The organism is Ramlibacter rhizophilus (assembly GCF_004681965.1).
Taxonomy (GTDB): domain Bacteria; phylum Pseudomonadota; class Gammaproteobacteria; order Burkholderiales; family Burkholderiaceae_C; genus Ramlibacter; species Ramlibacter rhizophilus.
This window is the reverse complement of sequence record NZ_SMLL01000008.1, coordinates 192,976-219,312: the sequence shown is the minus strand read 5'-3', so window position 1 is coordinate 219,312 and position 26,337 is coordinate 192,976. Positions and strand designations below refer to the sequence as shown.

26 protein-coding genes are annotated in these 26,337 nt (G+C 65.6%); 7 read left to right on the top strand and 19 right to left on the bottom strand.

Going from position 1 to position 26,337, the window contains the following annotated elements:
* Nucleotides 1–7 precede the first annotated feature (7 nt).
* Genes EZ242_RS19750 through EZ242_RS19735 form a run of 4 tightly spaced genes read right to left on the bottom strand, consistent with a single transcriptional unit; the run spans nucleotide 8 to nucleotide 2,822 of the window.
* Nucleotides 8–712, bottom strand: coding sequence for a FecR family protein (locus EZ242_RS19750; RefSeq protein ID WP_135286918.1), 705 nt, complete (start codon nucleotides 710–712; stop codon nucleotides 8–10).
* Nucleotides 709–1,470 (bottom strand): BPSS1780 family membrane protein, encoded by a 762-nt coding sequence (locus EZ242_RS19745; RefSeq protein WP_135286917.1) that lies wholly within the window; start codon nucleotides 1,468–1,470, stop codon nucleotides 709–711. Before EZ242_RS19745 ends, EZ242_RS19750 begins: the two co-directional genes overlap by 4 nt.
* Complete coding sequence (locus EZ242_RS19740; RefSeq protein ID WP_135286916.1) at nucleotides 1,467–2,465, bottom strand: homoserine kinase; 999 nt, start codon at nucleotides 2,463–2,465, stop codon at nucleotides 1,467–1,469. Before EZ242_RS19740 ends, EZ242_RS19745 begins: the two co-directional genes overlap by 4 nt.
* An 18-nt stretch (nucleotides 2,466–2,483) precedes the next feature.
* Nucleotides 2,484–2,822 carry a hypothetical protein gene (locus EZ242_RS19735; protein ID WP_135286915.1) on the bottom strand — a complete coding sequence of 113 codons (339 nt, stop codon included), beginning with the start codon at nucleotides 2,820–2,822 and terminating at the stop codon, nucleotides 2,484–2,486.
* A gap of 86 nt (nucleotides 2,823–2,908) precedes the next feature.
* Between EZ242_RS19735 and polA the strand changes: the two genes are divergently transcribed.
* A complete protein-coding gene (gene polA / locus EZ242_RS19730; protein WP_135286914.1) occupies nucleotides 2,909–5,725 on the top strand; it encodes a DNA polymerase I in 2,817 nt (938 codons plus the stop codon).
* 63 nt (nucleotides 5,726–5,788) lie between these two features.
* Here polA and EZ242_RS19725 read toward each other — a convergent pair whose 3' ends face one another.
* The 13 genes from EZ242_RS19725 to EZ242_RS19665 all read right to left on the bottom strand — a co-directional run bounded on the left by EZ242_RS19725 (nucleotide 5,789) and on the right by EZ242_RS19665 (nucleotide 16,824).
* A complete protein-coding gene (locus tag EZ242_RS19725; protein ID WP_135286913.1) occupies nucleotides 5,789–6,697 on the bottom strand; it encodes a type II secretion system F family protein in 909 nt (302 codons plus the stop codon).
* Between the two features lie 10 nt (nucleotides 6,698–6,707).
* Complete coding sequence (locus tag EZ242_RS19720) at nucleotides 6,708–7,694, bottom strand: type II secretion system F family protein (protein ID WP_135286912.1); 987 nt, start codon at nucleotides 7,692–7,694, stop codon at nucleotides 6,708–6,710.
* 17 nt (nucleotides 7,695–7,711) lie between these two features.
* The gene (locus tag EZ242_RS19715) at nucleotides 7,712–9,043 is read right to left on the bottom strand and encodes a TadA family conjugal transfer-associated ATPase (RefSeq protein WP_135287011.1); all 1,332 of its coding nucleotides are present in this window, start codon (nucleotides 9,041–9,043) and stop codon (nucleotides 7,712–7,714) included.
* A gap of 62 nt (nucleotides 9,044–9,105) precedes the next feature.
* Nucleotides 9,106–10,254: a CpaE/TadZ family protein gene (locus tag EZ242_RS19710; RefSeq protein WP_135286911.1), complete on the bottom strand. Its 1,149-nt coding sequence runs from the start codon at nucleotides 10,252–10,254 to the stop codon at nucleotides 9,106–9,108.
* 2 nt (nucleotides 10,255–10,256) lie between these two features.
* On the bottom strand, nucleotides 10,257–10,676 hold the full coding sequence (locus EZ242_RS19705) for a TadE family protein (protein ID WP_240787172.1): 420 nt from the start codon (nucleotides 10,674–10,676) through the stop codon (nucleotides 10,257–10,259).
* A 26-nt stretch (nucleotides 10,677–10,702) separates the two neighbouring features.
* Nucleotides 10,703–11,140 (bottom strand): TadE/TadG family type IV pilus assembly protein, encoded by a 438-nt coding sequence (locus EZ242_RS19700; RefSeq protein ID WP_135286909.1) that lies wholly within the window; start codon nucleotides 11,138–11,140, stop codon nucleotides 10,703–10,705.
* An 8-nt stretch (nucleotides 11,141–11,148) separates the two neighbouring features.
* Complete coding sequence (locus EZ242_RS19695; protein ID WP_135286908.1) at nucleotides 11,149–12,432, bottom strand: pilus assembly protein TadG-related protein; 1,284 nt, start codon at nucleotides 12,430–12,432, stop codon at nucleotides 11,149–11,151.
* A 35-nt stretch (nucleotides 12,433–12,467) separates the two neighbouring features.
* The gene (locus EZ242_RS19690; RefSeq protein WP_135286907.1) at nucleotides 12,468–12,668 is read right to left on the bottom strand and encodes a Flp family type IVb pilin; all 201 of its coding nucleotides are present in this window, start codon (nucleotides 12,666–12,668) and stop codon (nucleotides 12,468–12,470) included.
* Between the two features lie 108 nt (nucleotides 12,669–12,776).
* Nucleotides 12,777–13,055: a putative periplasmic lipoprotein gene (locus EZ242_RS19685; protein WP_135286906.1), complete on the bottom strand. Its 279-nt coding sequence runs from the start codon at nucleotides 13,053–13,055 to the stop codon at nucleotides 12,777–12,779.
* 12 nt (nucleotides 13,056–13,067) lie between these two features.
* Nucleotides 13,068–14,933 carry a type II and III secretion system protein family protein gene (locus tag EZ242_RS19680; protein ID WP_240787170.1) on the bottom strand — a complete coding sequence of 622 codons (1,866 nt, stop codon included), beginning with the start codon at nucleotides 14,931–14,933 and terminating at the stop codon, nucleotides 13,068–13,070.
* Nucleotides 14,934–14,979: 46 nt separating this feature from the next.
* Nucleotides 14,980–15,828, bottom strand: coding sequence for a Flp pilus assembly protein CpaB (gene cpaB / locus EZ242_RS19675; protein WP_135286905.1), 849 nt, complete (start codon nucleotides 15,826–15,828; stop codon nucleotides 14,980–14,982).
* A 36-nt stretch (nucleotides 15,829–15,864) separates the two neighbouring features.
* Nucleotides 15,865–16,422 carry an A24 family peptidase gene (locus tag EZ242_RS19670; RefSeq protein ID WP_135286904.1) on the bottom strand — a complete coding sequence of 186 codons (558 nt, stop codon included), beginning with the start codon at nucleotides 16,420–16,422 and terminating at the stop codon, nucleotides 15,865–15,867.
* 111 nt (nucleotides 16,423–16,533) lie between these two features.
* Complete coding sequence (locus tag EZ242_RS19665; RefSeq protein ID WP_135286903.1) at nucleotides 16,534–16,824, bottom strand: hypothetical protein; 291 nt, start codon at nucleotides 16,822–16,824, stop codon at nucleotides 16,534–16,536.
* 224 nt (nucleotides 16,825–17,048) lie between these two features.
* Here EZ242_RS19665 and EZ242_RS19660 point away from each other — a divergent pair, with 224 nt between their 5' ends.
* A complete protein-coding gene (locus tag EZ242_RS19660) occupies nucleotides 17,049–17,732 on the top strand; it encodes a helix-turn-helix transcriptional regulator (protein ID WP_135286902.1) in 684 nt (227 codons plus the stop codon).
* A gap of 99 nt (nucleotides 17,733–17,831) precedes the next feature.
* Nucleotides 17,832–18,509, top strand: a complete 678-nt coding sequence (locus EZ242_RS19655) for a response regulator transcription factor (RefSeq protein ID WP_205960693.1) — start codon at nucleotides 17,832–17,834, stop codon at nucleotides 18,507–18,509.
* A gap of 46 nt (nucleotides 18,510–18,555) precedes the next feature.
* Here the strand turns inward: EZ242_RS19655 and EZ242_RS19650 are convergent, their stop codons facing one another.
* Complete coding sequence (locus EZ242_RS19650) at nucleotides 18,556–18,876, bottom strand: hypothetical protein (RefSeq protein WP_167784887.1); 321 nt, start codon at nucleotides 18,874–18,876, stop codon at nucleotides 18,556–18,558.
* A gap of 429 nt (nucleotides 18,877–19,305) precedes the next feature.
* On the opposite strand from EZ242_RS19650, the gene EZ242_RS19645 reads away from it, so the two are divergent.
* The 4 genes from EZ242_RS19645 to EZ242_RS19630 all read left to right on the top strand — a co-directional run bounded on the left by EZ242_RS19645 (nucleotide 19,306) and on the right by EZ242_RS19630 (nucleotide 25,024).
* On the top strand, nucleotides 19,306–20,424 hold the full coding sequence (locus EZ242_RS19645; RefSeq protein WP_167784885.1) for a hypothetical protein: 1,119 nt from the start codon (nucleotides 19,306–19,308) through the stop codon (nucleotides 20,422–20,424).
* Between the two features lie 13 nt (nucleotides 20,425–20,437).
* On the top strand, nucleotides 20,438–22,678 hold the full coding sequence (locus EZ242_RS19640; protein ID WP_167784884.1) for a galactose oxidase-like domain-containing protein: 2,241 nt from the start codon (nucleotides 20,438–20,440) through the stop codon (nucleotides 22,676–22,678).
* Between the two features lie 121 nt (nucleotides 22,679–22,799).
* The gene (locus EZ242_RS19635; protein WP_135286898.1) at nucleotides 22,800–24,032 is read left to right on the top strand and encodes a lipopolysaccharide biosynthesis protein; all 1,233 of its coding nucleotides are present in this window, start codon (nucleotides 22,800–22,802) and stop codon (nucleotides 24,030–24,032) included.
* Nucleotides 24,033–24,076: 44 nt separating this feature from the next.
* Nucleotides 24,077–25,024: a hypothetical protein gene (locus EZ242_RS19630; RefSeq protein WP_135286897.1), complete on the top strand. Its 948-nt coding sequence runs from the start codon at nucleotides 24,077–24,079 to the stop codon at nucleotides 25,022–25,024.
* Here the strand turns inward: EZ242_RS19630 and EZ242_RS19625 are convergent.
* On the bottom strand, nucleotides 24,969–26,264 hold the full coding sequence (locus EZ242_RS19625) for a right-handed parallel beta-helix repeat-containing protein (RefSeq protein ID WP_135286896.1): 1,296 nt from the start codon (nucleotides 26,262–26,264) through the stop codon (nucleotides 24,969–24,971). The two genes, EZ242_RS19630 and EZ242_RS19625, sit on opposite strands and share 56 nt — an antisense overlap.
* Between the last annotated feature and the right edge of the window lie 73 nt (nucleotides 26,265–26,337).

Sequence of the window (26,337 nt, the reverse complement as noted above, 5' to 3'; positions counted from 1 at the left end):
GAGACGCTCAATACGCGCTGCCCTTGGCCGGCTTGCGCCCGGCGACCTGCCAGGCCGTGCGCTGGCCAAGGAGGCGGGCGAGGAATTCGAGTTCCTCGTCGGTGTGGTTCAGCTCTGGCGCCGGGCGCAGCGCGCGTCCCCGGGCCGCCGCGGGCTCGCCCCAGAAAGCCTCGTGGTACTGCGCCGTCGAGACGGTCTGGTCGGCGCCGGCGGTGAGGTCCACCGTGCCATAGCAGTTGCAGAAGTAGCTGCGGTCCTCGCCGGGGGGCACCTCGGTGTAGACGCCCGTGCCGCGGATGCCCGCCGTGAGCGTGGGCGTGACGATCAGTCGCCGCTGGCCCGGTCCCCATACGCTCGCCACGCCGCCGGTGACCAGGCGCAGCAGGCTCACCGTGTTGAGCGTCTCGCCGCGGCGCAGCTGCAGCAGCGTGTCCTGGCGCAGGTGGCAGGCGGTGTTGCCGATCACGAAGATCAGCGTGCTGCCCGGGCCGGTCTGCACCACGTCGCCGGTCTGCACGGTGTCGGTCGGCCTCAGGGGCTGGCCGTTCAGGAGGGCGGCACCCTGCAGCTCCACGATGTTGCCGCGCGCCTGCGCCTGCGCGCCGGCCCAGCCGCCCAGCGCCGACCAGGCGGCCGCGGCGCGCAGGAAGGAGCGCCGCTGGAACCACAGGACTTCGGCCTCGGTGCGGCCTTGCAGCCGGTGTCGGGTCATGGCGCCTGGGTCTCCGTGGTCGGCGGCAGGTCTTCTTCGGCGACGAAGCTGTCGCGGAAGCTGAAGTAGATGGAGCAGGAGAACATGGCCGCCATGAGCAGCGCCACCGGCATCACCATGGCCTGCGCCACGCCGGCCCCGCCGAGCATTCCGCCCAGCAGTCCGAAAAAGGAACCCACCCCGATGAACAGGGCCAGCCAGCTCAGGCCGAACACCAGGTGGGCGCCGAAGTTGCGCAGCACCGCCACCACGCTGAAGAACAGGCTCTTGCCCGGCGAGACGCCGTGCCAGTGCACCAGCGCCGGCGCATGCCAGAACATGAGGAAAAGAGGCGTGTGCAGCAGCAGCGCGACCAGGGTGGCGCCGTCGAATTCACCCGGCTGCGGCGTCTCGGGCGAGCCGGCCAGCAAGGCGGCCAGCAGGGTGGCGATGATGGAGCCGATGGTGTAGATGGCGCCCAGCACCAGCATGGCCCGCGCGCGCTGCCGGCCGGCGCGGAAGGCGCTCACGAGCACCGAGGGCATGGGAAAGCGCCCGCGGTGCGCTTCCGCCGTGGCGGCCATCAGGCCGAGCGTGGCGGCCGGCACCAGCATGCCGCCGATCACCGCGCCCACCACCGGGAGCTGCGAGAGCACCAGCACCGCGGTCATGTACATGAAGAACAGCCCGGCGAGCGCCAGCGGCTGGCGAAAGAACGTGCGCAGCCCCAGCTTCACCCATTCCATGCCGCTGCGCGGCGCGACCACGTTCAGTTTCATTGACAGTCGAATTTACCCGAGTCCGCGCCGAGAGGCCGTGTCACGCGGCCCCGGAGCACGCGCTCGAAGTGCGCCGGGTCGTGCGGCTTGAGCATCGCGGCCTGGCGCGGCAGATGGAAGTCCCACAGGCGCGAGATCCAGAAGCGCAGGGCGGCGGCGCGCAGCATGGCCGGCAGCAGCCGGCGCTCGGCGGCCGTGAATGCGCGCCGGGCCGCATACGCGGACAGGAAGGCCTGCGCCCGCGCCTCGTCGTGCGCACCCGTGGGAAGGTCGATGCACCAGTCGTTCAGGCACACGGCCACGTCGAACAGCCAGGTGTCCACGCCGGCGAAATAGAAGTCGAAGAAGCCGGTGAGCACGGGCCCGGTGGCGCGGTCCTCGAACATGGCGTTGTCGCGGAACAGGTCCGCATGGATGGGCCCGCGCGGCAGCGCCGCATAGGTGGAGCCGGCCGCCACGTGGTTCTGGTAGGCCAGCTCGGCGCGCAGCAGTTCGGCCTGGTCCGGATCCAGGTAGGGAAGCACCACCGGCACGGTCTCGTTCCACCAGGCCAGGCCCCGCAGGTTGGGCTGCTGGCGCTCGTAGTCCCGCGCGGCCAGGTGCAGGCGGGCCAGCATGTCCCCGACCAGTGCGCAGTGCACCGCGCCGGGCGACAGTTCGCTGTGGCCGCGCAACCGGTTCACCAGGGCCGCCGGCTTGCCGCAGACGGTGTGCAGCACGTCGCCGGACGCATCGGCCTGCGGATCGGGCACGGGAATGCCGCGCTGCGCCAGGTGCTTCATCAGGTACAGGTAGAAGGGCAGCTGCGCCGGCGTGAGCCGTTCGAACAGCGTCAGCACCCATTCGTGCGACTGCCCCTCGTGCTCGGAGGTGACGAAGTAGTTGGTGTTCTCGATGCCACCCTGGATGCCGCGCAGCTCGCGCAGCTCACCCAGGCGCAGCTCGCGCAGGAGCCGACTCGCCTCTTCGGCGGAAACTTCGGTGAAAACGGCCATGGAGGAAGGAAAGGGCGATCAGAAGCGCAGCACGTTCCAGCGGCGCTGGCCGGCGGCACTGGCAGGGCCGTCGCGCGTGTCGGCCGGCCGCGAGGACTGGGCTCGGTCGGGGCCGACCTCGTACTCGGGCATGCCGTTCTTGGGTTGCACGGTGATGCGCTCGGTCTGGCCGCCGTAGCGCAGCTCCTCGATGCGGTTGCCCGCATCTTCATGCTCGATACGCTCGACCTTCTGGTTGGCCCGGCCCTCCAGCGGCTCGCGCGTGAGCGGCGCGCCGGGCGAACGGGGCGCGGGAGCCTGCGCGGCGGCGGCGGCGGCGCACGCCAGGGCACAGGCGAAGAGGAAGGGGGAGCGCATGGGGCGATTGTAGAAGCCGGCGAGCGCGTCCAGCCGGTGGTTGCGGGGAGGCCGGCTGGAGATATCCGCCGGGCACAATCGCTCCCATGTCTGTGCCCCAGCCCCACGAACCAACGGACGCCGCGCCCAAGACCCTGCTGCTGGTCGATGGATCGAGCTACCTCTACCGCGCCTACCACGCCATGCCGGACCTGCGGGCCGTGCCCGGCGACCCGACCAGCGCGGCCACCGGCGCCATCCGCGGCATGATCAACATGCTCCAGAAGCTGCGCAAGGACGTGCGTGCGGAGTACGCAGCCTGCGTCTTCGACGCGCCGGGCAAGACCTTCCGCGACGACCTCTACCCGCAGTACAAGGCCACGCGCTCGCCCATGCCGGACGACCTGCGCGCGCAGATCGAACCCATTCACGAAGTCGTGCGCCTGCTGGGCTGGAAGGTTCTGCACGTGCCCGGCGTGGAGGCCGACGACGTCATCGGAACGCTCGCCTGTCTGGCCAGCGAGCGGGGCCTGCGCACCGTCATCTCCTCCGGCGACAAGGACCTGAGCCAGCTGGTGAACGAGCGCGTGCTCGTCATCGACACCATGAACGACCGCACGCGCGACGTCGCGGGCGTGGAAGCGGAGTTCGGGGTGCCGCCGTCGCTCATGGTGGACTACCAGGCCTTGGTGGGCGACGCCGTGGACAACGTGCCGGGCGTGGACAAGGTCGGCCCGAAGACCGCCGTGAAGCTGCTGAAGGAATACGGCTCGCTGGACGCGCTGATGGCGCGGGCCGCCGAGGTCAAGGGGGCCGTCGGCGAGAACCTGCGCAAGGCGCTGGAGTGGCTGCCCAAGGGCCGCGAGCTCCTCACCATCCGCACGGACTGCGCGCTGGCCGAGCACATCACGGGCTTCCCGGGGCTGGACGACATCGTCATCAACGGGCAGGACAGCGACAAGCTCAAGGCCTTTTACGAGCGCTACGGCCTCAAGGGCCTGGCGCGCCAGATCGATGCACACGCCGTCCCACCCGAGCTGCTGAAGACCGAGGCGCAGCGCGCGCCGCAGGGCGGCCTCTTCGACGAGCCGGACCTGTCCGGCGCCTCCGAGGTCACGAACCTTCGGTACGAAACCGTCCTGGACTGGGACGCCTTCGACGCGCTGATGGCGCGCATCGCGCAGGCCGAGCTGGTCTCCATGGACGTGGAGGCCGACTCCTTGGAGCCCATGCACGCGCACATCGTGGGCCTGTCCTTCAGCACCGAGCCCGGCGTGGCCGCCTACGTGCCCCTCGGTCACCGCTATGCCGAGGCGCCGGCGCAGCTGCCGCTGGAGGACGTGCTTGCGCGCCTGAAGCCCTGGCTGGAGGACGCCTCGCGTGCCAAGCTGGCGCAGCAGATCAAGTTCGACCGGCACGTGTTCGCCAACCACGGCATCGAGGTGCGCGGCCATGCGCACGACACCATGCTGCAAAGCTACGTGCTGGAAGTGCACAAGCCCCACGGCCTGGCGAGCCTGGCCGAGCGCCACCTGGGACGCAGCGGCATCGATTACGAAACCATCGCCGGCAAGGGCGCGCACCAGATTCCCTTCTCCCAGGTGCCGGTGGACAAGGCCGCGGAGTACTCCTGCGAGGACGCCGACCAGGCCCTGGACGTGCACCGCACGCTGTGGCCGCGCTTGCAGCCGCAGGAGGGCCTGCGCTCGATCTACGAGCTGGAGATCAGGACCAGCGAAGTTCTCTTTCGCATCGAACGCAACGGCGTGCTGATCGACGGCCCCACCCTCGCGCGCCAGAGCGGCGAACTGGGCGCGCGCATGTTGCAGCTGGAACGCGAGGCCTACGAGCTGGCCGGCCAGCCCTTCAACCTCGGAAGCCCCAAGCAGATCGGCGAGATCTTCTTTGGCAAGCTGGGCCTGCCGGTGGTCAAGAAGACCGCCAGCGGCGCGCCCAGCACCGACGAGGAGGTGCTGGAGAAGCTGGCCGAGGACTTCCCGCTGCCGGCCAAGGTGCTGGAGCACCGGAGCCTCGCCAAGCTCAAGGGCACCTACACCGACAAGCTTGCGCAGCTGGCCCACCCGCGCACCGGCCGCGTGCACACCACCTACGCACAGGCCGTGGCCGTCACCGGGCGCCTCTCCAGCAACGAGCCCAACCTGCAGAACATCCCCATCAAGACCGCCGAGGGGCGGCGCGTGCGCGAGGCGTTCATCGCGCCGCCGGGCCAGCTCATTGCCAGCGCCGACTACAGCCAGATCGAGCTGCGCATCATGGCCCACCTGAGCGAAGACCCCGCCTTGCTGCGCGCCTTCAACGAAGGCATGGACGTGCACCGCGCCACGGCGGCGGAAGTCTTCGGCGTGGCGCCGGAGCAGGTCAGCAGCGAACAGCGCCGCTATGCCAAGGTCATCAACTTCGGCCTCATCTACGGCATGAGCGCCTACGGCCTGGCGAAGAACCTGGGCATCGAGACCTCGGCCGCCAAGAGCTACATCGAGCGCTATTTCCAGCGCTACCCGGGCGTGAAGAACTACATGGACGAAACGCGCCTGTCGGCCAAGAGCCGGGGGTATGTGGAGACGGTCTTCGGGCGGCGTTTGTACCTGCCGGAGATCAATTCACCGAACGGGCCGCGACGCGGTGGCGCGGAGCGCGCCGCCATCAACGCGCCCATGCAGGGCACGGCGGCGGACCTGATCAAGATGGCCATGATCCGCGTGCAGGATGCACTGGACGCCCCGGGGCGCGGCACGAGGATGATCATGCAGGTGCACGACGAGCTGGTGTTCGAAGTGCCGCAGGGCGAGGTGGAGTGGGTGAGGGCGGAGATCCCGCGCTTGATGGCGGGGGTGGGGGAGAGACTGAGCGTGCCGCTGGTGGCGGAGGTGGGAGTGGGGCCGAATTGGGATGAGGCGCATTGAGGTAATGTGTGCATGCAGGCTCATTCCGCGTTTCACAAACTCAATGCTTGACTTCGAAGAAGGTTAGCGCGCACCCAGCATCGGCAGCAAGGTCCTTGTCACCTGAATAATCACTGGGCCGAGGATGACCATGATGATCGCCGGGAAGATGCAAAGCACAAGCGGAAAGAGCATTTTCACCGGGATCTTCGCGGCTTTCTCCTCCGCCCGGATTTGCCGCTTGTGTCTCAGGTCATCAGAGAAGACGCGCATGCATTCTCCGATGCTAGTGCCGAATTTGTCGGCCTGCGTCAGCATGCTGGCGAAGATGCTGATCTCCTCAACGCCCGTGCGTGTTGCGAGGTTTCGAACGGCCTTGTCGCGGCTGACGCCGGCGCGCATCTCCAGATTAGTTAACGCCAGTTCTTCTGAAACGGCAGGGCTCTTTCGATTCATCTCCTCGGCCACCTTGTTGATACTGGCGTCGAGCCCAAGTCCGGCTTCTACGCACACAAGCATCAGGTCCGCGGCGTCAGGGAAGCTCTCGAATATCTCCCGCTGGCGTGCCTTTACGAGAAAATGAAGAACAAGGTTGGGAAGGTAAATGCCGACCAGAGCAGCCGAGAGAACAATCAGAAGTAGTGTCGTCATCTGCGCTATGTTTCCAGAGCGCAATGCCGCGAACGAAGCTGCTGCGAACAGGAACGGCAGTACGCTTTTCGCAGCGAAGAATACAAGCTTGGCGTTGGAATTGCGGATGCCGGCATTCAGAAGCCGGATACGGATGGGTGACGACTCCCAGTCACCCTCGGGCGCCGTGAGTCTGGAGATGCGGTCAGCCGCTTTCACGACTGCCTGGCTCCAGTTGCCTTGTTTTCTGGATGGTAAGACTTTGGTCAAGCGGTGCTGCGTACGGGTGGGCGTAACCCAAAGCAGCAGTGCGCCAACTGCCAAGGTGCAGCTCAGAAACACAAGCGTTGAGATGATCAGCATCGATGCTCTCCTATACGCGTATCTGGGTGATGCGACGCAGCAGGATCGCGCCGACGGCCATCACTACTAGCACGTACTGCGTAATGGTGATACCAATCGGATCAGTCCAGAGCGGACTCATGAACTTCGGGTTGAAAAAGTTGAGCAGTGCGGCCAGCCCAAAAGGAAGCAGGCCCATTACCCAGCCTGACAGCCGGCCCTCGGCAGACAAGACCCGCACACGTGCAAATAACTTGAATCGCTCGCGAATCAGACGGCTCAAATTGCTCAAGATTTCGGTAAGGTTGCCACCAGACTCGCGCTGGACCAAGACAGCGACCACGAAGTACCGAACGTCCATCACGGGAATGCGATCGCTGAAATTTGTAAGCGCCTCTTCCAGTGTAATGCCGTAGGCGACTTCATCATGCACCGCGCGAAACTCGCTCGCTATCGGCTCCGGCAACTCGTCGCCCGCCATTTTCAAAGCGGCCGAGAATGCATGGCCGGCGCGGAGTGCCCTTGCGATGAGGTCGAGGGCGTCGGGCAGCTGTCGTTCGAGATTCCGGAGGCGACGACTGCGCTTCCACTGGACATACACGATCGGAACACTGCCCATGGCGATGGCAGTGAACAGCGAAGCGACAAAGCCGGGCAACACCAAGTCAGGGAGAAACCATCCCGCCGCTCCCAGCAGAACCGACCAGAGCACAATCGCTGAGGAACTCAAGCGCAACCCCGCTTGGCTGATCCGGTCCTCAAGTGAGCGGCCAGCCTTTGAGCGGCGGATAGCGGCGTCGAAGACTTGGGCACCGGCGCTTCCGCCATCACGGAACAGATGCCGGACATTTTGTCCGCTAGATGGAGCGAACGCATCCACGCGCTCTCGCAACTTCCGAGCAGCGGCGCCATTCGACGAGCGCCAAAGGAGAAACGCCGACTCCAGCATCAGCAGCACAGCGACGAATACGAGGACGGATATCAGAATCACGCCATTGCCTAGAAGATCCGATAGCATGGTGCATCCTCAAGTAGCTACTGGTAATGCCGGCTTGGATCGAACATCTGCTCGGGCAAGTGAATGCCATACGCCTTCAAGCGATCGCTGAGGCGGGCGCGAACGCCTGTCGCCGCAAAGTGCCCCTGCACGAGACCGTCAGGTCCAAGCCCAGTCTGCCGGTATGCGAACAGCTCCTGCATCGTGACCACCTCGCCTTCCATGCCGGTGATCTCTTGGATGCTGACCACCTTCCGACGTCCATCTATCAATCGCGATACCTGGACGATTACGTTGATGGCCGCCGCGATCTGCTGGCGTGCCGCCTTGTGGGTCAAGCTGAGATTCGCCATTCCGATCATGTTCTCAAGACGAGACAGCGCATCACGTGGCGTATTGGCGTGTATGGTCGTCATCGACCCTTCGTGCCCCGTGTTCATAGCCTGAAGCATGTCAAACGCTTCGCCGCCCCGCACTTCTCCCACTACGATGCGATCGGGGCGCATGCGCAGCGCATTCCGAACAAGCGCTCGCGGCGCGATCTCGCCCCGTCCTTCGATGTTCGACGGCCGGGTCTCCAGGCGGATGACGTGTGGCTGTTGTAGCTGAAGTTCAGCGGCATCTTCGATCGTGACCACCCGCTCTCCATCTGGGATGTGGCTGGAAAGGATGTTCAGGAACGTGGTCTTGCCAGCTCCCGTTCCTCCTGAGATGAGGATGTTGACCTTGGCCTTGACCATGCCGCTCAGTAGCTGGGCCATCTCAGGCGTCAACGTTTTCAGCGCGTCGCCTGTCAAGTCACTCATCTGCAGCGGAACATGTGCGAACCGCCGGATCGACATCATGGGGCCGTCGATCGCAACCGGCGGAATCACTGCGTTGACGCGAGAGCCATCGGGTAGCCGCGCATCTACCATGGGACTGGACTCGTCGATGCGCCGCCCGACAAGAGAGACGATCTTATCGATGATTCGAAGGAGATGGTTTTCATCCTTGAAGGAAACGTCAGTCAGTTCGAGTCGTCCTCGCCGTTCTACGTAGATGCACTTGAAGGAGTTGACCAGAATGTCGGAAACGGTCGGGTCGGCCATCAGGAGCTCAAGCGGCCCGAACCCAAGCATCTCGTTCTGCACGTCTCGGATCAGCGACTTTCGCTCAGCGTCATTAATCGGCGCCTGCTCCTCGATCAGCAACCGTTCCGCCGCATTGGCGATCTCCTGGCGCAGAGCCTGTGGTGGCAAGCTCTCCAGTGCGGTGAGGTCGAACTTGTCGAGGAGCTTCTGATGCAATCGGCTCTTCAACTCCTGGTAGCTAGCGGAACTTGTGGGGGGTGCAGGCGCAGGTGTATCGGAGGGCGAGCTTCCGAGCATCTGGCGCAGGCTGGGCGCCGTACCTTCGCGACTCTTGCTAGACATTAGTTGGCCGAGCATCATCATGCGGTCCCAAAGAGGCGGCCGAGCAAGCTCTTTGAGCTGTTCGGCTTGGGTTGAACACTTTCGGCAAGTTGTCCCAGCTGTCGGGTCACAGTACCTCCCCGTCCGGTAGACGCCAACGGCTCACCATGGTTGATAGACGCACGGACTTCGCGATAGGCGTTGTGAATCGTGTGAATCTTGACGGACCCGAGGCTCCGTTCCAGATGCTCGACACCGAGTTCAGCGTTTCTTTCAAAGCGATTCAGGACGAGTTCTGCCTTCGCCGAGGAGTAGTCCAATCCTCGAAACGCCTCGAGAATGCGGCTTGTATTTCGCAATTCGGGCAAGCCAGCCTGCAGCACCAGGTAAACGCGTTCAGCGGCGTCAAGGGCGCGCACCGTCAGGGGGTCAAGCGATCTTGGCAAGTCGATGACGACGAACTCGTATTCAGCGCGTGCCACGGCGAGAATTGAGTCGAGATGCGCCGGTGCGACAGGCACTCCACGAGCCAGGTCGTCAGGCGGTGGCAGTACATGCAGGCGTGGTGTGACCTGCGTTGCACAGGAACTCAGTAGCGAAGCATCCAGGCGGCTGATGTCGCTCACCACGTCGGCCAGCGTGGCAGCGGGCTTCTGGTCGGAAAGCAAGGTGTACGCATCCCCGAACTGAAGATTGAGATCAACGAGGAGCGTACGATGACGCTGGGCTAGCTCCCACGCGAGGTTTGCCGCAATGAAAGTGGCGCCGGCGCCGCCTTTGACCGGCATGGTAGCCAGCACTCGACCGGTTGCACGGCGGGCACCCTCCCTCCGAGCCTCCAGCCGTTGGATCGCTGAGCGCAGCGCATCGAGTGGCGGAGGCGAGGGTAGGACCTCTCGCACGCCGGCCCGCATTGCGCCAATCAGGAACTCTGGAGTCTGCGTAGAGCAGAGCAGCACGACCGCAGCGTCCGGATGATCGAGTGTGGTTTGCTCGATGTACTGAAGCTCTGCCAGGTCGCAGCAGATTCCATCGACGACCGCCAGATCAGGACTAGACTGCTCCACCACTTCGCGCAATCGTGTCTTTCCGCCTTCGAAGGATTGCACTTGGTGACCGAGCGCCTGGAGGGCAAGCTGAGCATCGTGGAGATGCTGTTGATTCGGTGAAATGAGGGATATCTTCATGATTAAGGCAACGGGCAAAGGGTGACATTGCTGTTTGGGTCTTGGCGCATGACTTCGCGCGGCAGGTAAGTGGACATTCGAGGCATAACCCAGCTCGGTCTCACGATGGTTCCGACTAGGGGTGTCAACCAGTTGAACTGGAAGTTCTCGATGGCAACAGCTACGCCTTCACAGTTGCTGACGCTGCAGGCAGGCGGGGTCCATTCCACGCTCACTTGGCTGACCTGGGGTACTACGCGTTGCACCAGAGTCAGTACCTGCGCGTCGATGGCCGTACTGGAATCGTGGCATACCACTGCGTACCGCGCAGCGAGCCGTGTCGCTTCGTTGGCGGCGCTGTAGGTGTAAAGCATTCGGCCAAAGTCCACAGTCGCGAGCAGGAACGTAAAGAACAGAATCGAGACAAGGGCGAACTCGATCATCGTCGCGCCTGACTGCTTACCGCGACTCATATTTGCGGACTCCGCATGGTGGCCGTGATGTCCGGGAACGTGATTCCGCTGAATTGAAGGCCAAATACGGAAGCGGTGAGGAGCGGAAACTGGTAGCCAGTGACTCGCACCGTCACGACGTTGATTACCGGCGCGGCTCCAGCCGTGCCCCAAACAGGGGCGGCCACGTTCGCTGCGGTGAGGTTCACCAGTTGTGGTTGCGCTCCGGCCTGGATCGATCCGTAGACGATCAGGTTGCTGGCTTCCGTAATGTGCGTCTCTGGCAGATACACCGACAGATAACGAGATGCATCCCGAACCGATTTGGCAAGTGTGTTGTAGGCATAGAAAGCGCGACCGAACTCGGTGGTGATGAATACCATCATCAGAAGAAATGGCGCAACGAGTGCGAATTCGAGAATCGCGACGCCCCGTTGATGTCTGATTCTTGGCATGCGGACTCCTATCTGACGAGAGCTGGCACCAGCGGTCCTGCCGTGCCGCCCGGCAGTCCACTCGTGGTGCAGGGGCTTCCAGCGGCGCGCGCATTACCCCGTATCTCGACTCGCACGTCGTCGTGCGGCCCGGACATGGGGTGCAGCATGAAAACGCAAAGGTAATCAATGACAATGTTGTTTTCGTCGATGACGGGCGTCAGCGCGACTCGACGACTTGCTCCAAGTTGCTGGTGTTGGCCGCCGATTCCTGGCGTTGCCAAATCGTGGAAGCTGTTCAGCGCGTTACGGCGACCGAAGACGATTTCGCTGCCATTCTGGATGCTGGTTCCCGTGTCGTCATAGCTACGGTATTGCGAGCGCTTCGTGACGAAATTTGCTGCCGTCGGGTGGGAGCCGGCTGCTGGGGTGCCATCGAACGCGTTCTGCGGGACGGGATTCGTCCAATTCAGGGGCGTGTAGGCATACCCGGAGAAGTCCGGTCGATTGACGGTCGGATCGTCGTTGTTGCGATAAATGCCGAAGCGGTAGTTCCAGGCCTCGTGCACGCCGGTCTTTGCCCCTGGCGTGCGGAGCCTGGCACCCACGCGGGTTTCGCATGTGAGGCCAAGTAGCTGGTCGCGGGTTGACCGTGCGTTCTGTGACTCATCGATGTTGTACCAGCCAAAGGCGCCGGGTGCGCCGCCGGCGATATCGTCGCCGTAGATGATGACCCATTGACCGACCTGGAAGCCGTACAACGGCGGGCTGGTTCCTGCGGCACGCTTGACCGCGATCGGCAGCGGACAGGTCGTCTGCGCGCTGACGCGAGTGGCTACTGCCTGGGCGGCAACGGTCCTCGTCGCGGGAAACGCGGATGCGTCCCGGATGAATGCGCCCATGGCATTGAGAACGCGGATAGGAATGTTTCCCTGCGTGTGCGAACACTCGACGTATGTCGCCTGGAGGGGGTCCGTGGTCGCCACGTACGAAGAGTCGTAGAACGTGAAGCTGCCTGGGTCCAGCTGGCCCTGACCTGCCCAGTCGACCGACTGAAGGTTCACCGCATTCGCATTGCCGGCGCTCATCCCGGCGCTGATTGCACGGGTGATCGAGTTGGGCTGTTGATCGAGCTCTTGTGCCGCTGAGAGCGCGCAGCTGTCCGTGGCGGTTTGCAGCTCTGTCCTGATAAGAAACAATCGACCGAAGTCGAGGGCAAGCCCCATGAACCCGATGAGAAAGAGCATCGACAAAGCCGCTGTCAAGAGGACAGCGCCTTCCTGGTTTCGTCTTGGTCTTTCCGCGGGTTTCATGAGGCTGCAGGACTGATTGCTGCCAAGTGGAACGATTACCCGCCCCAAGCGCAGGCGCCGCCATTCAGACACGCGGTGAGTGCGTCTACCAATGGCTGGAACCCCGCGTCGCCGACGCCCTGCATCGCGATGATGAGGACCAGTGAAACCACCGCTAGGATGAGGCCGTATTCGAGGATCTGCGCACCATCTTCGTCAGAGGCGAAGGCTGCTGCGAGTTTGAGGTATTGGTTCATGCGATATCTCCTATGAGAAGTTCGAGGGATCAATGGAAAGGGAGGTGAGAATGAAACTGCTAATGCATAATGGCTCTCTCCTTCTGCTGGCATTAATCGAGGGAATGGTCAGCGTCCACCGCTCTCTCCGGCGACTCCTCCGATGTTGATGACATTGACGGGACGAGGAGGCGCCTTGTAGGTTTCGTGGTACCGCTCCGCGGCTTCGCGCGCGACCTTGCCGTCCAGGGTGCCAATCGGAACGCTGCCCGGCGCTGGCGCAGGGTTCAGCACCATCGCCTGTCTGGCTTGTCGAACGGCATCGCCGAAGCGGGCGTCATAGTTCGGCGTGCTGGACGCACACCCCGCGAGAAGCATTGCGCTGAGAAGCAGATACGTGTGGCGCATGGGAGCTCCCGGTTATTCGAAGTGTGGGGTTTCGTCGAATGCCATCGGCCCCAGTGGAGCGAGTGGCTGCGCGTGGAGGCTTCGGGCGCCCACTACGGCGGCAGTAGTGACCGTGTCGTTCTGCTGCAGAGAGCTGCTCGGCCGCGGAGTCAATGGGGTGGGTGGAGCCACTGGCGCGGGTATGGCCGGTGCCGGTGTGAGTGGGGCAGCACCTTCAGGCCGGACCGAGGGCGCAGTCCGCTGGGCCCGGGGCTGCTCAGGCACCGCTGCTGGTGGCGGCATGCTGCCTTCGCCGGCACCTTTCATGATCACGTCCGCGCGGGTGGGAACCACATGGTTGTCCGTCGGCAGTGCGACTCGCCCCTCAAGCGGCTTGACCAAGCGAGGAGTGATCACGAACATGAGTTCGGTGAGGTCGTTCTGGAACTCCGTCGAGCGGAACAGCGCACCGATGACGGGCGCTTCCCCAAGGCCCGGAAACTTGTTCAAGGCCTGTGTCACGTTGTTTCTTATCAGGCCGGCGACTGCGAAGCTTTGTCCATCAGCGAGTTGCACGGTCGTGTCCACGCGCCGCGTGCTGAGCGAAGGCAGGACGGCGGTTACACCACCAACGGTCGTGAATGGTGTTCCCGTTTGCGAGAGCTCGGAAACCTCCGAGACCACCTTCAAATTGATGCGGCCGTCCAGTACCGTAGGCGTGAACTTCAGCCCCACCCCGAACTCTTTTTCCTCCAGCGTGATCGTCGTCCCGCCTAGCTGTGATGTCTGGGCAACTGGGATGAAAATCTTGCCGCCCGAAAGGAAGCTGGCTGCTTGGCCACTGATGGCCATGATGTTGGGCTCGGCGAGTACTCGCACAATGCCATCGCGGTTCTCCAGGTCCAGTCCAAAGAGCGTCGCTCCGCGTGTGTTGCCGGCCTGAGGCAGCCCCGACCAGATCGTACTGGCAGCTCCCTGGCCAGCGGCAACGCCAGTGGCGACCTCCCCAAGCAGCCCGGGCGCGCTGGGCAGGTTTGGGCCAAAGTGCCCTGTTACAAGCCCATTTCCGCCGAGGATCCCACTGATGAAGTTGGTACGACCGCCTGAGATCACGGATCGTGAGAAATCCAGCCCGAAGCGATCGAGCAAGGCCTTGCTCACCTCCGCGATCTTGACCTCCAGCATGACCTGCTGCGGCGCACTCACCCGCATCAGGTTGACGACCTTCTTGCCGTCACCATAGGCGGTGGCCACCTGCATCAGCTGGTCCAGCGTGGCCGTGTCGCTCACGTCACCGGCGAGCACGATGGCGCTTTCGGCAGCCGCCACGCGCACCCCCGTCTCGCGCGGCATCAGCTCGCGCAGCTTGGTCTGCAGCGTCGTCGGGTCGGCCGTGATGACGATGTCCCTTACCACGCAGCGGCCTTCGCGGTCCTGCACGATCACATTGGCGGAGCCGGGGCGGCGGCCCAGTACCAGCAGTTCGTTCGGGCTGAGGAGGGTGATCTCGGTTTCCGCAACGCCATCGGTTCCTCCGCCGGCGGCTCCGGCCGTGGCGGTTCGTGCCTGCCCCCCTGCGCCCCCTTGTTGCGGCGCACCGGTCGATGCGACGGAACTGCTGGGCCTGCCGCCGCCGATCAGCCGGATCGCCGGAGAGGGCAACTGGATCACGCGTGACTTGCCGAGTGCCAAGGTGATCGGCTCGGCCGCCGTGACGGAGGTGCAGGCCATCCGAGGCAGGTTGTCGTCGCTTGCAGGCGCGGCTGCCGATGCCGGGGCGCGCTGCGAGCGCGCCGCGGTCTGCGCCTGCGCCACATCATGGCTCGCCACGAAGACCGAGCACACCGCGCCGGCAACTGCGCCAGCGCGAAGAAGAGGGGTACGGCGGAAGCAATGCACGATGGGGTTCTCCCTGAGCTGGTTGTTCTTGTTCGCGCCGACCCGCTCAGAAGCAGGACACCGAACGCACGCCGTGCGAGATGACCTCCACGCAGTCGCGGCGGGGCGCCGGAGCGGGCGGCGGCGCCTCGGGCTTGGCGACCACCCGCACGATCCGCGGTGCCGGCGCCGGGACAGGCTTGGCCGCGGGCTGCTGCAGGCCGAGGAGTTGCTGCCGCGTGATGCCCTTGGTCGCCACGGATTCGCGATCCAGCTGGTTGCGCAGCACCAGGGAGAGGGTGCCGACGTTGCGCGCCAGGTCCAGCTTTTCGGCTTCCTCGGGCGAGAGTTCCAGCGTGACGGCGCTCACCACCTTGGGCTTGGTGTCGTCGCGGCTGGCCTCCTGCGCGATGGCCAGCACCAGCACCTGTTCCAGCACGGTGAGGCTGATCTGCGTCTCGTCGCCGCCGCCGCTGCCCTTGCGCGTGTTGACCATCACGTCCACGTAATTGCCGGGTAGTGCGAAGCCGGCCACACCCACCACGTCATTGACGCGAACAGTCATGGCGCGCTTGCCTTCGGCGATGACGGCGGACAAGCCTCCCTTGGTGCCGGGCGGCGAGAGCTTGCGTTCGAGCACCGCGTCACCGCGTGGAATGCCGACCTTCACCACGCGGTCCTGCAGCTTGTTGACGTCGGAGAACGCGCCCGGCGGCACGGAGCCTGCGGGCCACTCCACCAAGGTGAGCATCTGCGGTGTGATGCGGCTTCCGAGTTCGATGTCCACGGCGGCCACGGCGACCTGCGAGGACGCGAAGTTGCCCCGCTGCGCGACCCACCGCGTCGCGTAGAAGGCGGCGGCCAGGCCGAGCAGGACGGCCAGGAGCAGCAGGAACACGGCTTTGAGGTTTCTCATGCAGGTCTCTCCTTGGAAAACGTCAGTACCCTGGGCTCACCCGAGCTGTCGCAGCAACAGGTATGCGATCGTTCCTGCGGCGATGCTCACGCCGTAGGGCAACCGGCCCAGCGAAGGGGTCGCCTCGGACGGACGCCAGGCCGGAACGCCGGGAAGTGCCGCCGAATACACGAGGTCACGGACATTGCGTGCCAGCCGACCTGCCGATCCGTTCGCGACGGCGTAGGCCAGGACCACGATGCCGCCGGCGAGGCCCACGAACACGATGGCCTTGAAGGTAGCCAGCGCCCCCAGGAACGCCCCCACCATCGCCATCAGCTTCACGTCCCCCGCCCCCATCACCCGCAACAGCCACAGCGGCAGGAACAGCCCCAGCCCCAGCGCCAACCCACCCACCGCCGTGAGCACGCCCTCCATCACCGTGGGCGCGCTGACCGCGTTCCACAGCAGCCCCCAGCACATCCCGGCGACCGTGAGCCAATTGGGGATGCGCATCGTCCGCCAGTCGATCCACGCGGCCGCCAGCAGGAGGGCGATCAGCACGCCCGTGCCGGGGTTCAGGAGGAGCGCCAGCCATGGACTTTCGGAGTTCATGAACTGCACTCTAGAAACCCATGCGCGGCCAGCAAATGGGAATCGCGTACCGATTTGCGTGGTACGGCTGCCGCCTGGCAGCGGGGACACACCCATGACAAAAGCCCGGGCTCATGGGTTTCCGAGGGATTGGATGGTGTGCGCATGCAGGCGCATGGCCACGCCCGTTCCGCGTCGGCGCGGCTCGACGCGCAGCACCTCGCCGACGGCGCGGAACCGCAGCCGGGCCGAGGGCAGGACGAATTCGATGGAGACCCAGGGGTCCAGGGTGGCTCCCGGCGGCATCAGGAGGTACAGGCCGGCGGGGCAGACGTTGACCGTGCGCGCGGCCCGCCCATCCGCAAGCCGCAGCCGCAGACGAAGCGACTCGCGTGCATGGGCGCGCCGATCGAGGAGGACCATGCCGGCACTATCGTCAGCCGTGCGCCGCAGCAGACAGGGTGCAAGCAATGCTTTCGGATGGTGGGTGTGTCCTGCCTCTGCTAGTGCATTACTGCTCTGCCTTTCATAGCGGATCACCAGGGACGCTCAAGTTCCCATGCCAGCTTGCAAGCGGATGTAATAGCGCTCGCCGCCGTGGGCGGGCTGAATACGATGTCTTCCCGTCCCCGCTGCAGGAGTTGCAGATGTCCGATTCCAAGGAATGCATCCGCGTCGCTCTCGTCGGTCCTCAGATCACCTGTTGGGGCTTGCAGCAGCTGGTGCAGTCCTCGCCGCGGTTCTCGCTGGTCGGCAGTGCACCTTCCCTGTCCACCTGCATGCAGGGCGCCTGGCCTGCCGCCGCGGACGTGGTGGTCGTGGATTTCGACGACAGCGAGGAGCTCCCCACCCTGTTGGATTTCCTGGGCGTGTGCGCGGCGCGCCTGGTGCTGCTCACGGCCATGACCGAAGTGGCCGCCCTTGACGGCGCGGTGCTCAAGGGCCTGCAGGGCATCGTGCGCAAGAGTGAGCCGCCTGGCGTTCTGCTCAAGGCCATCGAGAAGGTGCACCAGGGGGAGTTGTGGATCGACCGCGGTTCCACCAGCCGCATCTTCGTGGAGATGCTGCGCCAGAAGGCCGCGCGCAATGACGACCCGGAGCTCGCCAGGATCGCCACGCTCACGCAGCGTGAGCGCCAGGCCATCGCCGCGCTGGCCTCGGACACCTCGGCGCCCGGCAAGGTGATCGCCAGCCGCCTGTGCATCAGCGAGCACACGCTGCGCAACCATCTCAGCTCCATCTACAGCAAGCTGGAAGTGAGCAACCGCGTGGACCTGTACGCCTTCGCCACGCGGCACCACCTGGACAAACCGCAGCTGCGGGCGACCTGATATGCGAAGGGCCCATCCGGGTAACCGTTTGGCTTTTTCGTGGCGACGTTAGGAAGGCTCGGCCTACCATCGTCCGGCGGTCCACATTGGAGTCCAGACATGCAGTCCCAGAGTCAAACTCCCATTGGCGTCGTGCTCATCGCGCCCCGGATCATGTGCTGGGCATTGCAGGAGCTGGTCAAATCGACCTCCCGCCTTGCCCTGGCCGGCACGGCCTCCGACCTGCAGGAGGCCCGTGAAGTCCTCGCGCGAACTTCCGCCGACGTCGTGGTGGCCGACGTGGACGACGCCCCCTCCGCCGCACTACTGCCCGCCTTCCTGTCGGACCTGCAGATGCGGCTGCTGGTCCTCACCGCGCTTGAAGACCTGAAGGTGTTCGATGCCGCGGTGCTGGTGGGCCTGCACGGCATCGTGCGCAAGAACGATTCGCCGGCGGTCCTGGTGACCGCCATTGAGAAGGTGCACGAAGGCGAGCTGTGGCTCGACCGAGGCGCCACCGGTCGCATCTTCATGGAGTTGGCCCGGCGCAAGACCGCGGAGCGCAGTGACCCCGAGCGCGCGAAGATCGCCTTGCTGACGCAGCGCGAGCGCCAGGCCATCGCCGCTCTCGTGGCCGACACCGGATCGCCGGCCAAGGTGGTGGCCAGCCGGCTGTGCATGAGCGAGCACACCTTGCGCAACCACCTCACGTCCATCTACAGCAAGCTCAATCTCACCAATCGTCTGGACCTGTATGCGTATGCCACGCGGCATGCGATCGAGCAGCCGCATGCGTAGTGGCTCGCTGGGTGCGCTGCCGGGGTGAACATCGCTCCATTTTTTGTCACTTGATCGGGCAGTCGCTTGCCGCTTTGATCTGACGGCTTTGCTGGCCGACCAGTTCCCGCAGCACCCGGGTTCGGATCGGCGCGTTCGGGTCGTCGGGGAACTTGCGAGCGAAGTACTTTGGCGAGGTCTGCAAGACCTCGAAATCCGCCTCGGTGAACTCGATGGTGTGCGCTCCGTCGTACCCGGAGATCAGGTGGTTCATCGCTCCACGGGACAGATCCAGGCGCATTAGCAGCGTGGGGATCAGGAACTCGTCGGCGATCTGCACTCTGCTGAAGTGTTCACGGACACCTGGCATGTGGAAGCCATCGAGCATGCCGCGGACCACCCAGGGGCGCGCCCCGATCCACGGCGTCCCGTAATACGGCCTGAAGCTCTCGCGCGAATGTGACTATGCGAGTCCGGTCGCACGAGCACGCAACGGCCATGTAAAAAAGCCAAATGCTCGTCTACGGCGCGGGAGACGCTGGTCGCCAGGTAGGGGTTCCTCGCGCGCTGGGGGCGGACACCAGTGGCGCGCGCCCCTGGGCCGCGCCGCCATAGGAGGCTTGTCGCGCGGCCGCGCACGCGTGAGGTCCCTTTGAACTCCCCGCCTCGCTGCGGTCCCCGGGACATACGTCCACCCGCGACGGGTGGTTGCGCCCATCCGGCGAGCAGTCGCCGCGCGTACATTGCCTTGGCTACGACGTCCTTCTGCTGCGGCGACCTCATGCTGCGGAGCGGACCATCTCGGGGGGATTGAATGATGAGCAGTCGAACGAGCGATGGAGAACCCGTCCGGCTCCTGCTGCGCCACGGGCTGCGCCTGGCGGGCCTGCTGATGGCGGCTGCCGCGGCGTTCCCGGTCCATGGGCAGGTCTATGACATGGTCGATCTGGCGACCTTGTCGGAAGGCACCACTCTGGTGGTTCGCGGGCCAAACGTCGCGGGTACCGCTGTCGGCGGCGGCCGACTGGTGCAGGGCGGACGGATGCGTGCCGCCCGCGAAGGGCTGCTGTTCCAGCCGGGTACGAGCCAGATCGTGCAGGGACTCGAGCAGAGCGACTTCACGACGGTCTTCGGCTTGAACGACCTGGGTGACCTGGTGGGCAGCGCCAACGGCGCTACGGCGGTGCGCGCCTTCGCGGTCGCACGCGACGGCTCTGTGGCCGAGCTGCCGCCGCTGCCTGGTGACTCGGCCAGCATGGCGTTCGCGATAAGCAACAGCGGGCAGGTGGTCGGCTACTCGTCCGGGTCAGGCGGCGAGCGCGCAGTGAGCTGGCTTGGCGGCACCGCCACGGTGCTGCCCGCACCCGCTAGCACCAGCAGCCGGGCAGTGAGCGTTAATGCCCGCGGCGACGTGGCCGGCTTCATTGCCACGCCGCAGGGCAGGCGGCCGGTGCTGTGGCATGGTGGCGCACCCGCGCAGGAATTGCCACTGCTGCCGGGCTATGCCGCTGGAGAGGCCACCCATGTGAATGCGCGCGGGGACACCGTGGGCGCGTGCCTGCACGCCAATGGCGGGCGCCGCGCGACGTTCTGGCCGGCCGAGGGAGGCCAGCCGGTGGAGCTGGCCACCTTGCCTGGCCATACGCTCAGCCAGGCCCTCGGCAGCAATGATGCGGGGCAGGTTGTGGGCTTCTCGAGCGGCCACCATGAAATGCGGGCCGTGCTGTGGTCGCGCGCCGCGGGACTGCAGGACCTGAACACGCTGGTGCCGCCCTCGCGCGTGATGCTGACGCGCGCTGTGGGCATCAACAACGCCGGCATGATCATCGCGCTCGGCTCCGACCGGCAGGCGTCGGACGGGCACACCGAACACGTGCACGAGCACGAGCACGAGTTGCCGGTGCGGGTGTTCCTGCTGACCCGCAGGGGGGGCTAAAATGCGACCCTTCATGAACTCCCTGCGGCACGCTGCCGCCGTGCTCGTCGCGGTGCTGTCGGTCGGGCTGGCGCCGGCTCAGGCCGACAGCCGAATCGGAGCTTGGGGGAGCTGGAACACGCTGCCCTTTTTCCCGGTGCACAACCACCTGCTGCCCGACGGCCGGGTGATGCTCTGGCCCGGCGATGCGGGCATCAACGGCGACCAGGGAATGCTGCTGGACCCCAGAACGCAGAATCTCAGTTCGGTGGCCAAGGCGGGCTTCGACGTCTTCTGCAGCGGGCATGTGTTCCTTGCCGACGGCCGGCTGCTGGTGGCGGGTGGGCATATCGCCAATTACATCGGCGAGCCGCGCGCGAGCGTCTACGACCCCCGCGCCGACAGCTGGACGGCCACGCCGGACATGAACCTGGGTCGCTGGTATCCGACCGTGACCACATTGGCCAACGGTGATGCGCTGGTGGTCTCCGGCGACGTGGACACGAGTACGGCCAACAATCCGCTGCCGCAGGTCTACGAGACGGCCACCAACACCTGGCGCAGCCTGTATGACGCGCAGCTGGTGCAGCACCTCTATCCCAATATGTTCCTGGCGCCCGATGGGCGCGTTGCGGCCGTGGGACCGACCGAGCGCACACGCCTGCTCGACACCTCCGGCACAGGGAAGTGGACGATGCTCGCCACAATTCGCCCCGGCGGCCACCGCGACTACGGCGCGGCCGTGATGTACGACAGCGGCAAGATCCTTTTCCTGGGTGGCGGCTCGCCGCCTACCAACCGGGCCGAGGTGCTGGACCTGAACGCAGCCGTGCCGGCTTGGCGCTCGGTCGCCCCGATGAGCGTGGCACGTCGGCAGGTCAACGCCACCGTTCTGCCCGACGGCAAGGTGCTGGTCACCGGCGGCACGTCGGGCACCGGCTTTAATGACATGAGCAGCCCGGTGTATGCCGCCGAGTTATGGGATTCGGCTACCGAGCAGTGGACCACGCTGGCCGCCGCCAAGGTGCCGCGCCTGTACCACTCCGGCGCAATGCTGCTGGCGGACGGGACGGTGCTCACCACCGGCGGCAACGACCAGCGCACGCCGGAGGTCTTCCACCCGCCCTACCTTTTTAAAGGAGCGCGCCCGGAGATCTCGTCGGCACCGGCTTCGATCGCGTGGGGCCAGCGCTTCACGGTGCATTCGATGCAGGCGTCGATGATCGCCAAGGTCACGCTGATCCGACTTGCGTCCGTGACGCACAGCGTAGATATGAACCAGCGCCTCAACGTGCTGGGCTTCAGCCCGGGACAGGGACTGCTGGAGGTTACGGCACCGGCCAGCGGCAACATCGCGCCGCCGGGGCATTACCTGCTGTTCCTGGTAGATCAGAACGGCGTACCATCCCTGGGGCGGGTGGTCCAGCTTGGCGCCACGGCCGCCGCGCCCACGCCTCCGCAGCTCACCGGCCTGAGTCCGAGTTCGGCGGTGGCCGGCGGATCGGACTTCAGCCTCAACGTGGCGGGCCAGGGCTTTGTCGCCGGTGCGGCCGTGCACTGGAACGGCAGCGCACGGCCGACCACGATGGTCAGTGCCGGTCAACTCACCGCGCTGATCGCCCAAGCCGATATCGCAACGGCGGGTAGCTACAGCGTGACCGCCCGAAACCCGGGTTCGGCCGCATCGAACGTACTGCCGTTCACCGTCACCGAGCCGCTGCCGGCCCCACCGCCGCCGCAGCTCACTGGCATGCAGCCATCTACGACGGTCGCCGGCGGAGCGGGCTTCACGCTGGAACTCACCGGCCAGGGCTTCGTCGCCGATGCGGCCGCGTACTGGAACGGCAGCGCACGTCCGACCACGGTGGTCAGCGCGACCCAGCTCACAGCCCAGATCGGACAGGCCGATATCACCGCCGCAGGCAACTACAGCGTGACCGCGCGCAACCCGGGATCCGCCGCGTCCGGTGCGCTCACATTCACGGTAACCGCGCCGCCGCCCCCGCCGCCGCCGCCCAGCTTCCAGCTCAGCGTGAGCAAAACGGGCACCGAAAGCAGCAAGGGCTTGGTTACGAGCAGCCCGGCCGGCATCAACTGCGGGACGAACTGCAGCGCCAGCTTCTCTGAGCAGCAGCAGCCAGTGGTGCTGACCGCAACCGTGAAAGGCAACGCCCGCTTCATGGGATGGAGCGGTGCCGGCTGCTCCGGCGTAGGCACCTGCACCGTCTCCATGGGGAGCAACCAGTCGGTCAGCGCCCGCTTCGAGCGCCGCTGAGGCGTCCAGTACAAAGGTCCCATTGGCAGGTCGGTCCCCACGGTGTCGAATCGGCTCCACGCCCGGTTGGCGCCCGACAGGGCGACCCTTGTCGCCGCCGAGCCAGGCGGGGGGGAGCTCTGTGGCGAAAGTGATCATCGGAACGTATCGCAAGGTTGGGCTAGACGCCTCGGCCGTCGTCGCCGGTTCGGTTGCCACGGCGCTCTCGCAACTGGCCATCGTGTGGCTCTTCGCACGGATGGCCGGCGCCGAGGGCGTGGGAAGCTACGTGTTCGCGCTCGCGGTGGCGACGCCGCTCTTCCTGGCCTTGCAACTCGGGATGCGCAACGTGTATCTCGCCGCGCACGGGGGGCCGCCGCTGCTCGACTACCTGGCCCTTCGCACGAACTTGTGCGTGCTTGGCGTGTTGCTGCTGCTGATGCTGGGGGCGTGGGTGCCGTCCGGTCCCCGCCTGGACGTGGTGGTTCCGGTGGCAGCCATCAAGTTCGCGGATTCGCTCCTCGACATGCTCTTTGCCAAGCTGCAGGAAGACGACGAGGTGGGTCTGATGGGCTCGGTCAACGTCGCCAAGGCGTGCGCGGCGCTAGTCCTGGTCGGTTTACTCTGCGAGCTGACAGGCAACATCGCGACCGCGCTCTGGGGATCCTTCGTGGCCTCGGCTCTGGCGCTGGCCTCGGTGGTAGCGTACCTGCGGCGCAGCACCCGCCTGCACCGCGGCCCGGAACTTCCGGAGCAAGGCGGCAAGCTCCGTATCCTGAAAAAGGCGCTTCCGCTGGGCGTGTCGAACTCGCTCAGCGCCTTGCAGACCCATCTGCCGGTGCTCTTCCTCGGTGCGTACGGGGCCGTGGAGGACGCCGGCCTGTACGCGGCCGCCGTGTCCTTCGTGACGCTGGCCAACTTGGTGTGCGCGGCCTGCCAGATGGCCGTGCTACCGCGCATGGTGCGCATGCGCGCGGTCACCGGAGATGCGGGGCTGGCACGGGCGGCCGGCCGCCTGGGATGGTTGTCGCTCGGCTGTGGCGCTGCGGCGGGCCTGCTGGTCGTGGCCGTGGGTCAAGGGGCGATCACCGCCTTCTACGGTCGGGAGTTCGTGGTGGGCCGGCCGCTGATCGTCCTGGTGGGACTGGCCGTGGCGATCGCGCCGGTGTTTTACGTCTTCAGCGTCGTGGTACTCGCGCAAGGGCGCTACCGGCGCACGCTGGCGGCCTCCGTCCTGGCCACGCTCACAACCGCCGGCGTCGGCACGGTGCTCGCGCTGGCCGGGCGCTTCGACTTGGTGGGCGCGGCCTGCATGATGCTGGCAGGTGCCGTCGCGGCGCTGCTCGCGACGAAGCTGGTGTCGGTCCGCCACTGAGTGAGACGACACGAGTCACCACACGTCCATTGCAGGAGCAGCCCGTGCCGACCGCCTTCATTGTGCTGGCGCATGGGGAACCGACGACCTTCTCGCACTTGGCACGGCACCTGCGGGGATTCCCGACCTTCGTGCACCTGGACCGCTCCGCCGACCCCGCGCCGTTCGAGCGGATGGTGCGGCAGCAGGGCCTGCATGCGCTGCAATTCGTCCAGCCTCGGCGCTGCCTGCACTGGGGCGGCTACTCCATCGTAATGGCCATGATGGAGTCGCTGGCGCAGGCCATCGGGGAGGCGCCGTCCGATGTCGGGCACTTCGCCTTCCTCTCAGGGCAGTGCTTTCCGCTGCAGCCGGTCCAGGCCTTCTGCGACCACCTCGAGGTGCGGCCTCAGCTGGTGTGGTGCAGGGGTTTCGACATGGCCCGGCATCCGCGTCGCGCCAGCATGGGCAGCGACCGCGTGCGCCACCGGTACTGGTTCGACGGCGCGGTGGGGCACTTCAGCAAGGTCGCCCCGCATGCGGTCGGTGCTGCCGTGCGACGGGCGCTGACCGGCGTCACCTGGCCGTTCACGTCGATAAGCCCGCTACCGATGGACGTGGCGGGCTCGCAGTGGACTGCGCTGCCTCGCGCGCTGGCCGTCGAGCTGGTTGCACATTACGGGTCCGGCGGTTTCGACTACCTGCGCCACGCCCTTGCACCGGACGAGATCGCAGTGCCCAGCTACGTCTACAACTCGCGCTGGGCCGCAGCCACTCCCTCGGGTGGCCTGGAGCCCTCCCAAGGTGCCACCATGGCGGCCTACGCCAACTTCCATTGGCTCAAGGGTGGGCTCAGAGGCACCGTGTCCCGCGAGGACGTCGATATGGCCCTGCGTTCCGAAAAGTTCTTCGTTCGCAAGGTGTCCGAGACAGCCACGCCCGGGCTATGCGACTACATCACCGCGCAGTGGAGGGTGCACCGGCCGGGGGGGCGGGGGGGGCGGGCGGGATGAGTTGGATGCCCGATGGCGCATGCACGTCGTGGGTGTTGTTGGCGAATGTGTTGCCGCTGAAGCTAATGCCATGGGCTCGGCCAATGCCGCCGCGGTTGTTGATGGCAATGCCCTTGTCGTAACCCTCGATGTGGTTGCCGATGACCTGGACGTTGGTGGCCGGATCCTTCTTCTCCCAAAGATAGATGCCGCTGCCGGTGCGTTCGTAGCCGGCCCGCTTGTAGAACTTGTTGCCCTGGATCAGCGCGGTCTTGGTCGCGAAGGAGACGTCAATGCCGACGCCACGCGAGCGGATCACGTTGTTGGTGATGGTCAGGTGGTCGCCACCGTTGTCACCGACGAACAGGCCGCCGTCGAGCTGGTTGCTGTCGAAGGTGATGTACTCGGCGCCACCCTGCTCGATCCAGGCGGCGATGGAGGTCTTGCCGTCGGTGAAGCTGTTGTTGCGGATGATGGCGTTCTTGCCGTTGCTGCCCGAGACCAGCGAGGACCAGTGGTTGCGGCCGACCTTGTTGCCTTCGACCAGGTAGCCGGTGGAATCGAAGATGTAGATGCTGTTGCCCCAGGTGCCCTCGTAGCCGTGGCTGGTAGGCTCGGCCAGGCCGGCACCTTCCCAGGTGTTGTTGCGCACGACCAGGTTGTGGGTGGCGGTGGCGGTGAGGTGCTGGATGGATTTGTAGGCGTCGGTATTCTTGAACGCGTTACCCTCGATCGTGCCGGACTCGGGCAGGTTGTCGCCGTCCATGCGGATGGCGTAGTAGGTCTCGTGGAAGGTGTTGCCGCGGATCTTCACGCGCGGCGACTTGTAGACGTACATCGCGTGGGAGGGGGCGTACTGAAACACGTTGTTCTCGAACACCGAATCGGCCCCGTTGGCCACATGCACCAGTGCGGCCGAGTTGCCCGCGCCTTCCAGGCTCATGCGGCGCGCGTAGTTGCCGTCGAAAGTGATGTTTCGCACGGTGACGCGCTCGTAGGAGGCGTTGATGATGCGGCCGGTGTAGCCGTCGGCCGTCTTCAAGATCACCTTCGTGTCGGCGGCGGCGGAGATGGTCTGGCCGTTGCGCACGTCGAGTTCGCCATAGATCGTGTAGACGCCGGGCGGGATCACCACGTCGAGGCTGGCTCCCAGCAGGGCGTTGATGCGGGCCGTGCCGTCGGCGTAGACGGGTCCACCGCTCGCCTGGGTGCTCGACAGCAGGAGGGAAAAGGCCGCCATGGCGGCTGCTGGAATGGACATGGCCTGGAGCTCGCAGGCCACGAGTCTAAGAGCGGTGGCCTGCGACCTCCAGGCGCGATGAGAAACAGTCTGC

Coding starts and splice junctions, on each gene's coding strand:
- EZ242_RS19700 (WP_135286909.1), bottom strand. CDS start 11,140: ATGCCAAGAATCAGACATCAACGGGGCGTCGCGATTCTCGAATTCGCA.
- EZ242_RS19710 (WP_135286911.1), bottom strand. CDS start 10,254: ATGAAGATATCCCTCATTTCACCGAATCAACAGCATCTCCACGATGCT.
- EZ242_RS19690 (WP_135286907.1), bottom strand. CDS start 12,668: ATGAACCAATACCTCAAACTCGCAGCAGCCTTCGCCTCTGACGAAGAT.
- EZ242_RS19705 (WP_240787172.1), bottom strand. CDS start 10,676: ATGATCGAGTTCGCCCTTGTCTCGATTCTGTTCTTTACGTTCCTGCTC.
- EZ242_RS19670 (WP_135286904.1), bottom strand. CDS start 16,422: ATGAACTCCGAAAGTCCATGGCTGGCGCTCCTCCTGAACCCCGGCACG.
- EZ242_RS19745 (WP_135286917.1), bottom strand. CDS start 1,470: ATGAAACTGAACGTGGTCGCGCCGCGCAGCGGCATGGAATGGGTGAAG.
- EZ242_RS19645 (WP_167784885.1), top strand. CDS start 19,306: ATGAGCAGTCGAACGAGCGATGGAGAACCCGTCCGGCTCCTGCTGCGC.
- EZ242_RS19665 (WP_135286903.1), bottom strand. CDS start 16,824: ATGGTCCTCCTCGATCGGCGCGCCCATGCACGCGAGTCGCTTCGTCTG.
- EZ242_RS19720 (WP_135286912.1), bottom strand. CDS start 7,694: ATGCTATCGGATCTTCTAGGCAATGGCGTGATTCTGATATCCGTCCTC.
- EZ242_RS19655 (WP_205960693.1), top strand. CDS start 17,832: ATGCAGTCCCAGAGTCAAACTCCCATTGGCGTCGTGCTCATCGCGCCC.
- EZ242_RS19650 (WP_167784887.1), bottom strand. CDS start 18,876: ATGCTCGATGGCTTCCACATGCCAGGTGTCCGTGAACACTTCAGCAGA.
- EZ242_RS19685 (WP_135286906.1), bottom strand. CDS start 13,055: ATGCGCCACACGTATCTGCTTCTCAGCGCAATGCTTCTCGCGGGGTGT.
- EZ242_RS19695 (WP_135286908.1), bottom strand. CDS start 12,432: ATGAAACCCGCGGAAAGACCAAGACGAAACCAGGAAGGCGCTGTCCTC.
- cpaB (WP_135286905.1), bottom strand. CDS start 15,828: ATGAGAAACCTCAAAGCCGTGTTCCTGCTGCTCCTGGCCGTCCTGCTC.
- EZ242_RS19725 (WP_135286913.1), bottom strand. CDS start 6,697: ATGCTGATCATCTCAACGCTTGTGTTTCTGAGCTGCACCTTGGCAGTT.
- polA (WP_135286914.1), top strand. CDS start 2,909: ATGTCTGTGCCCCAGCCCCACGAACCAACGGACGCCGCGCCCAAGACC.
- EZ242_RS19735 (WP_135286915.1), bottom strand. CDS start 2,822: ATGCGCTCCCCCTTCCTCTTCGCCTGTGCCCTGGCGTGCGCCGCCGCC.
- EZ242_RS19750 (WP_135286918.1), bottom strand. CDS start 712: ATGACCCGACACCGGCTGCAAGGCCGCACCGAGGCCGAAGTCCTGTGG.
- EZ242_RS19640 (WP_167784884.1), top strand. CDS start 20,438: ATGAACTCCCTGCGGCACGCTGCCGCCGTGCTCGTCGCGGTGCTGTCG.
- EZ242_RS19625 (WP_135286896.1), bottom strand. CDS start 26,264: ATGTCCATTCCAGCAGCCGCCATGGCGGCCTTTTCCCTCCTGCTGTCG.
- EZ242_RS19715 (WP_135287011.1), bottom strand. CDS start 9,043: ATGCTCGGAAGCTCGCCCTCCGATACACCTGCGCCTGCACCCCCCACA.
- EZ242_RS19740 (WP_135286916.1), bottom strand. CDS start 2,465: ATGGCCGTTTTCACCGAAGTTTCCGCCGAAGAGGCGAGTCGGCTCCTG.
- EZ242_RS19660 (WP_135286902.1), top strand. CDS start 17,049: ATGTCCGATTCCAAGGAATGCATCCGCGTCGCTCTCGTCGGTCCTCAG.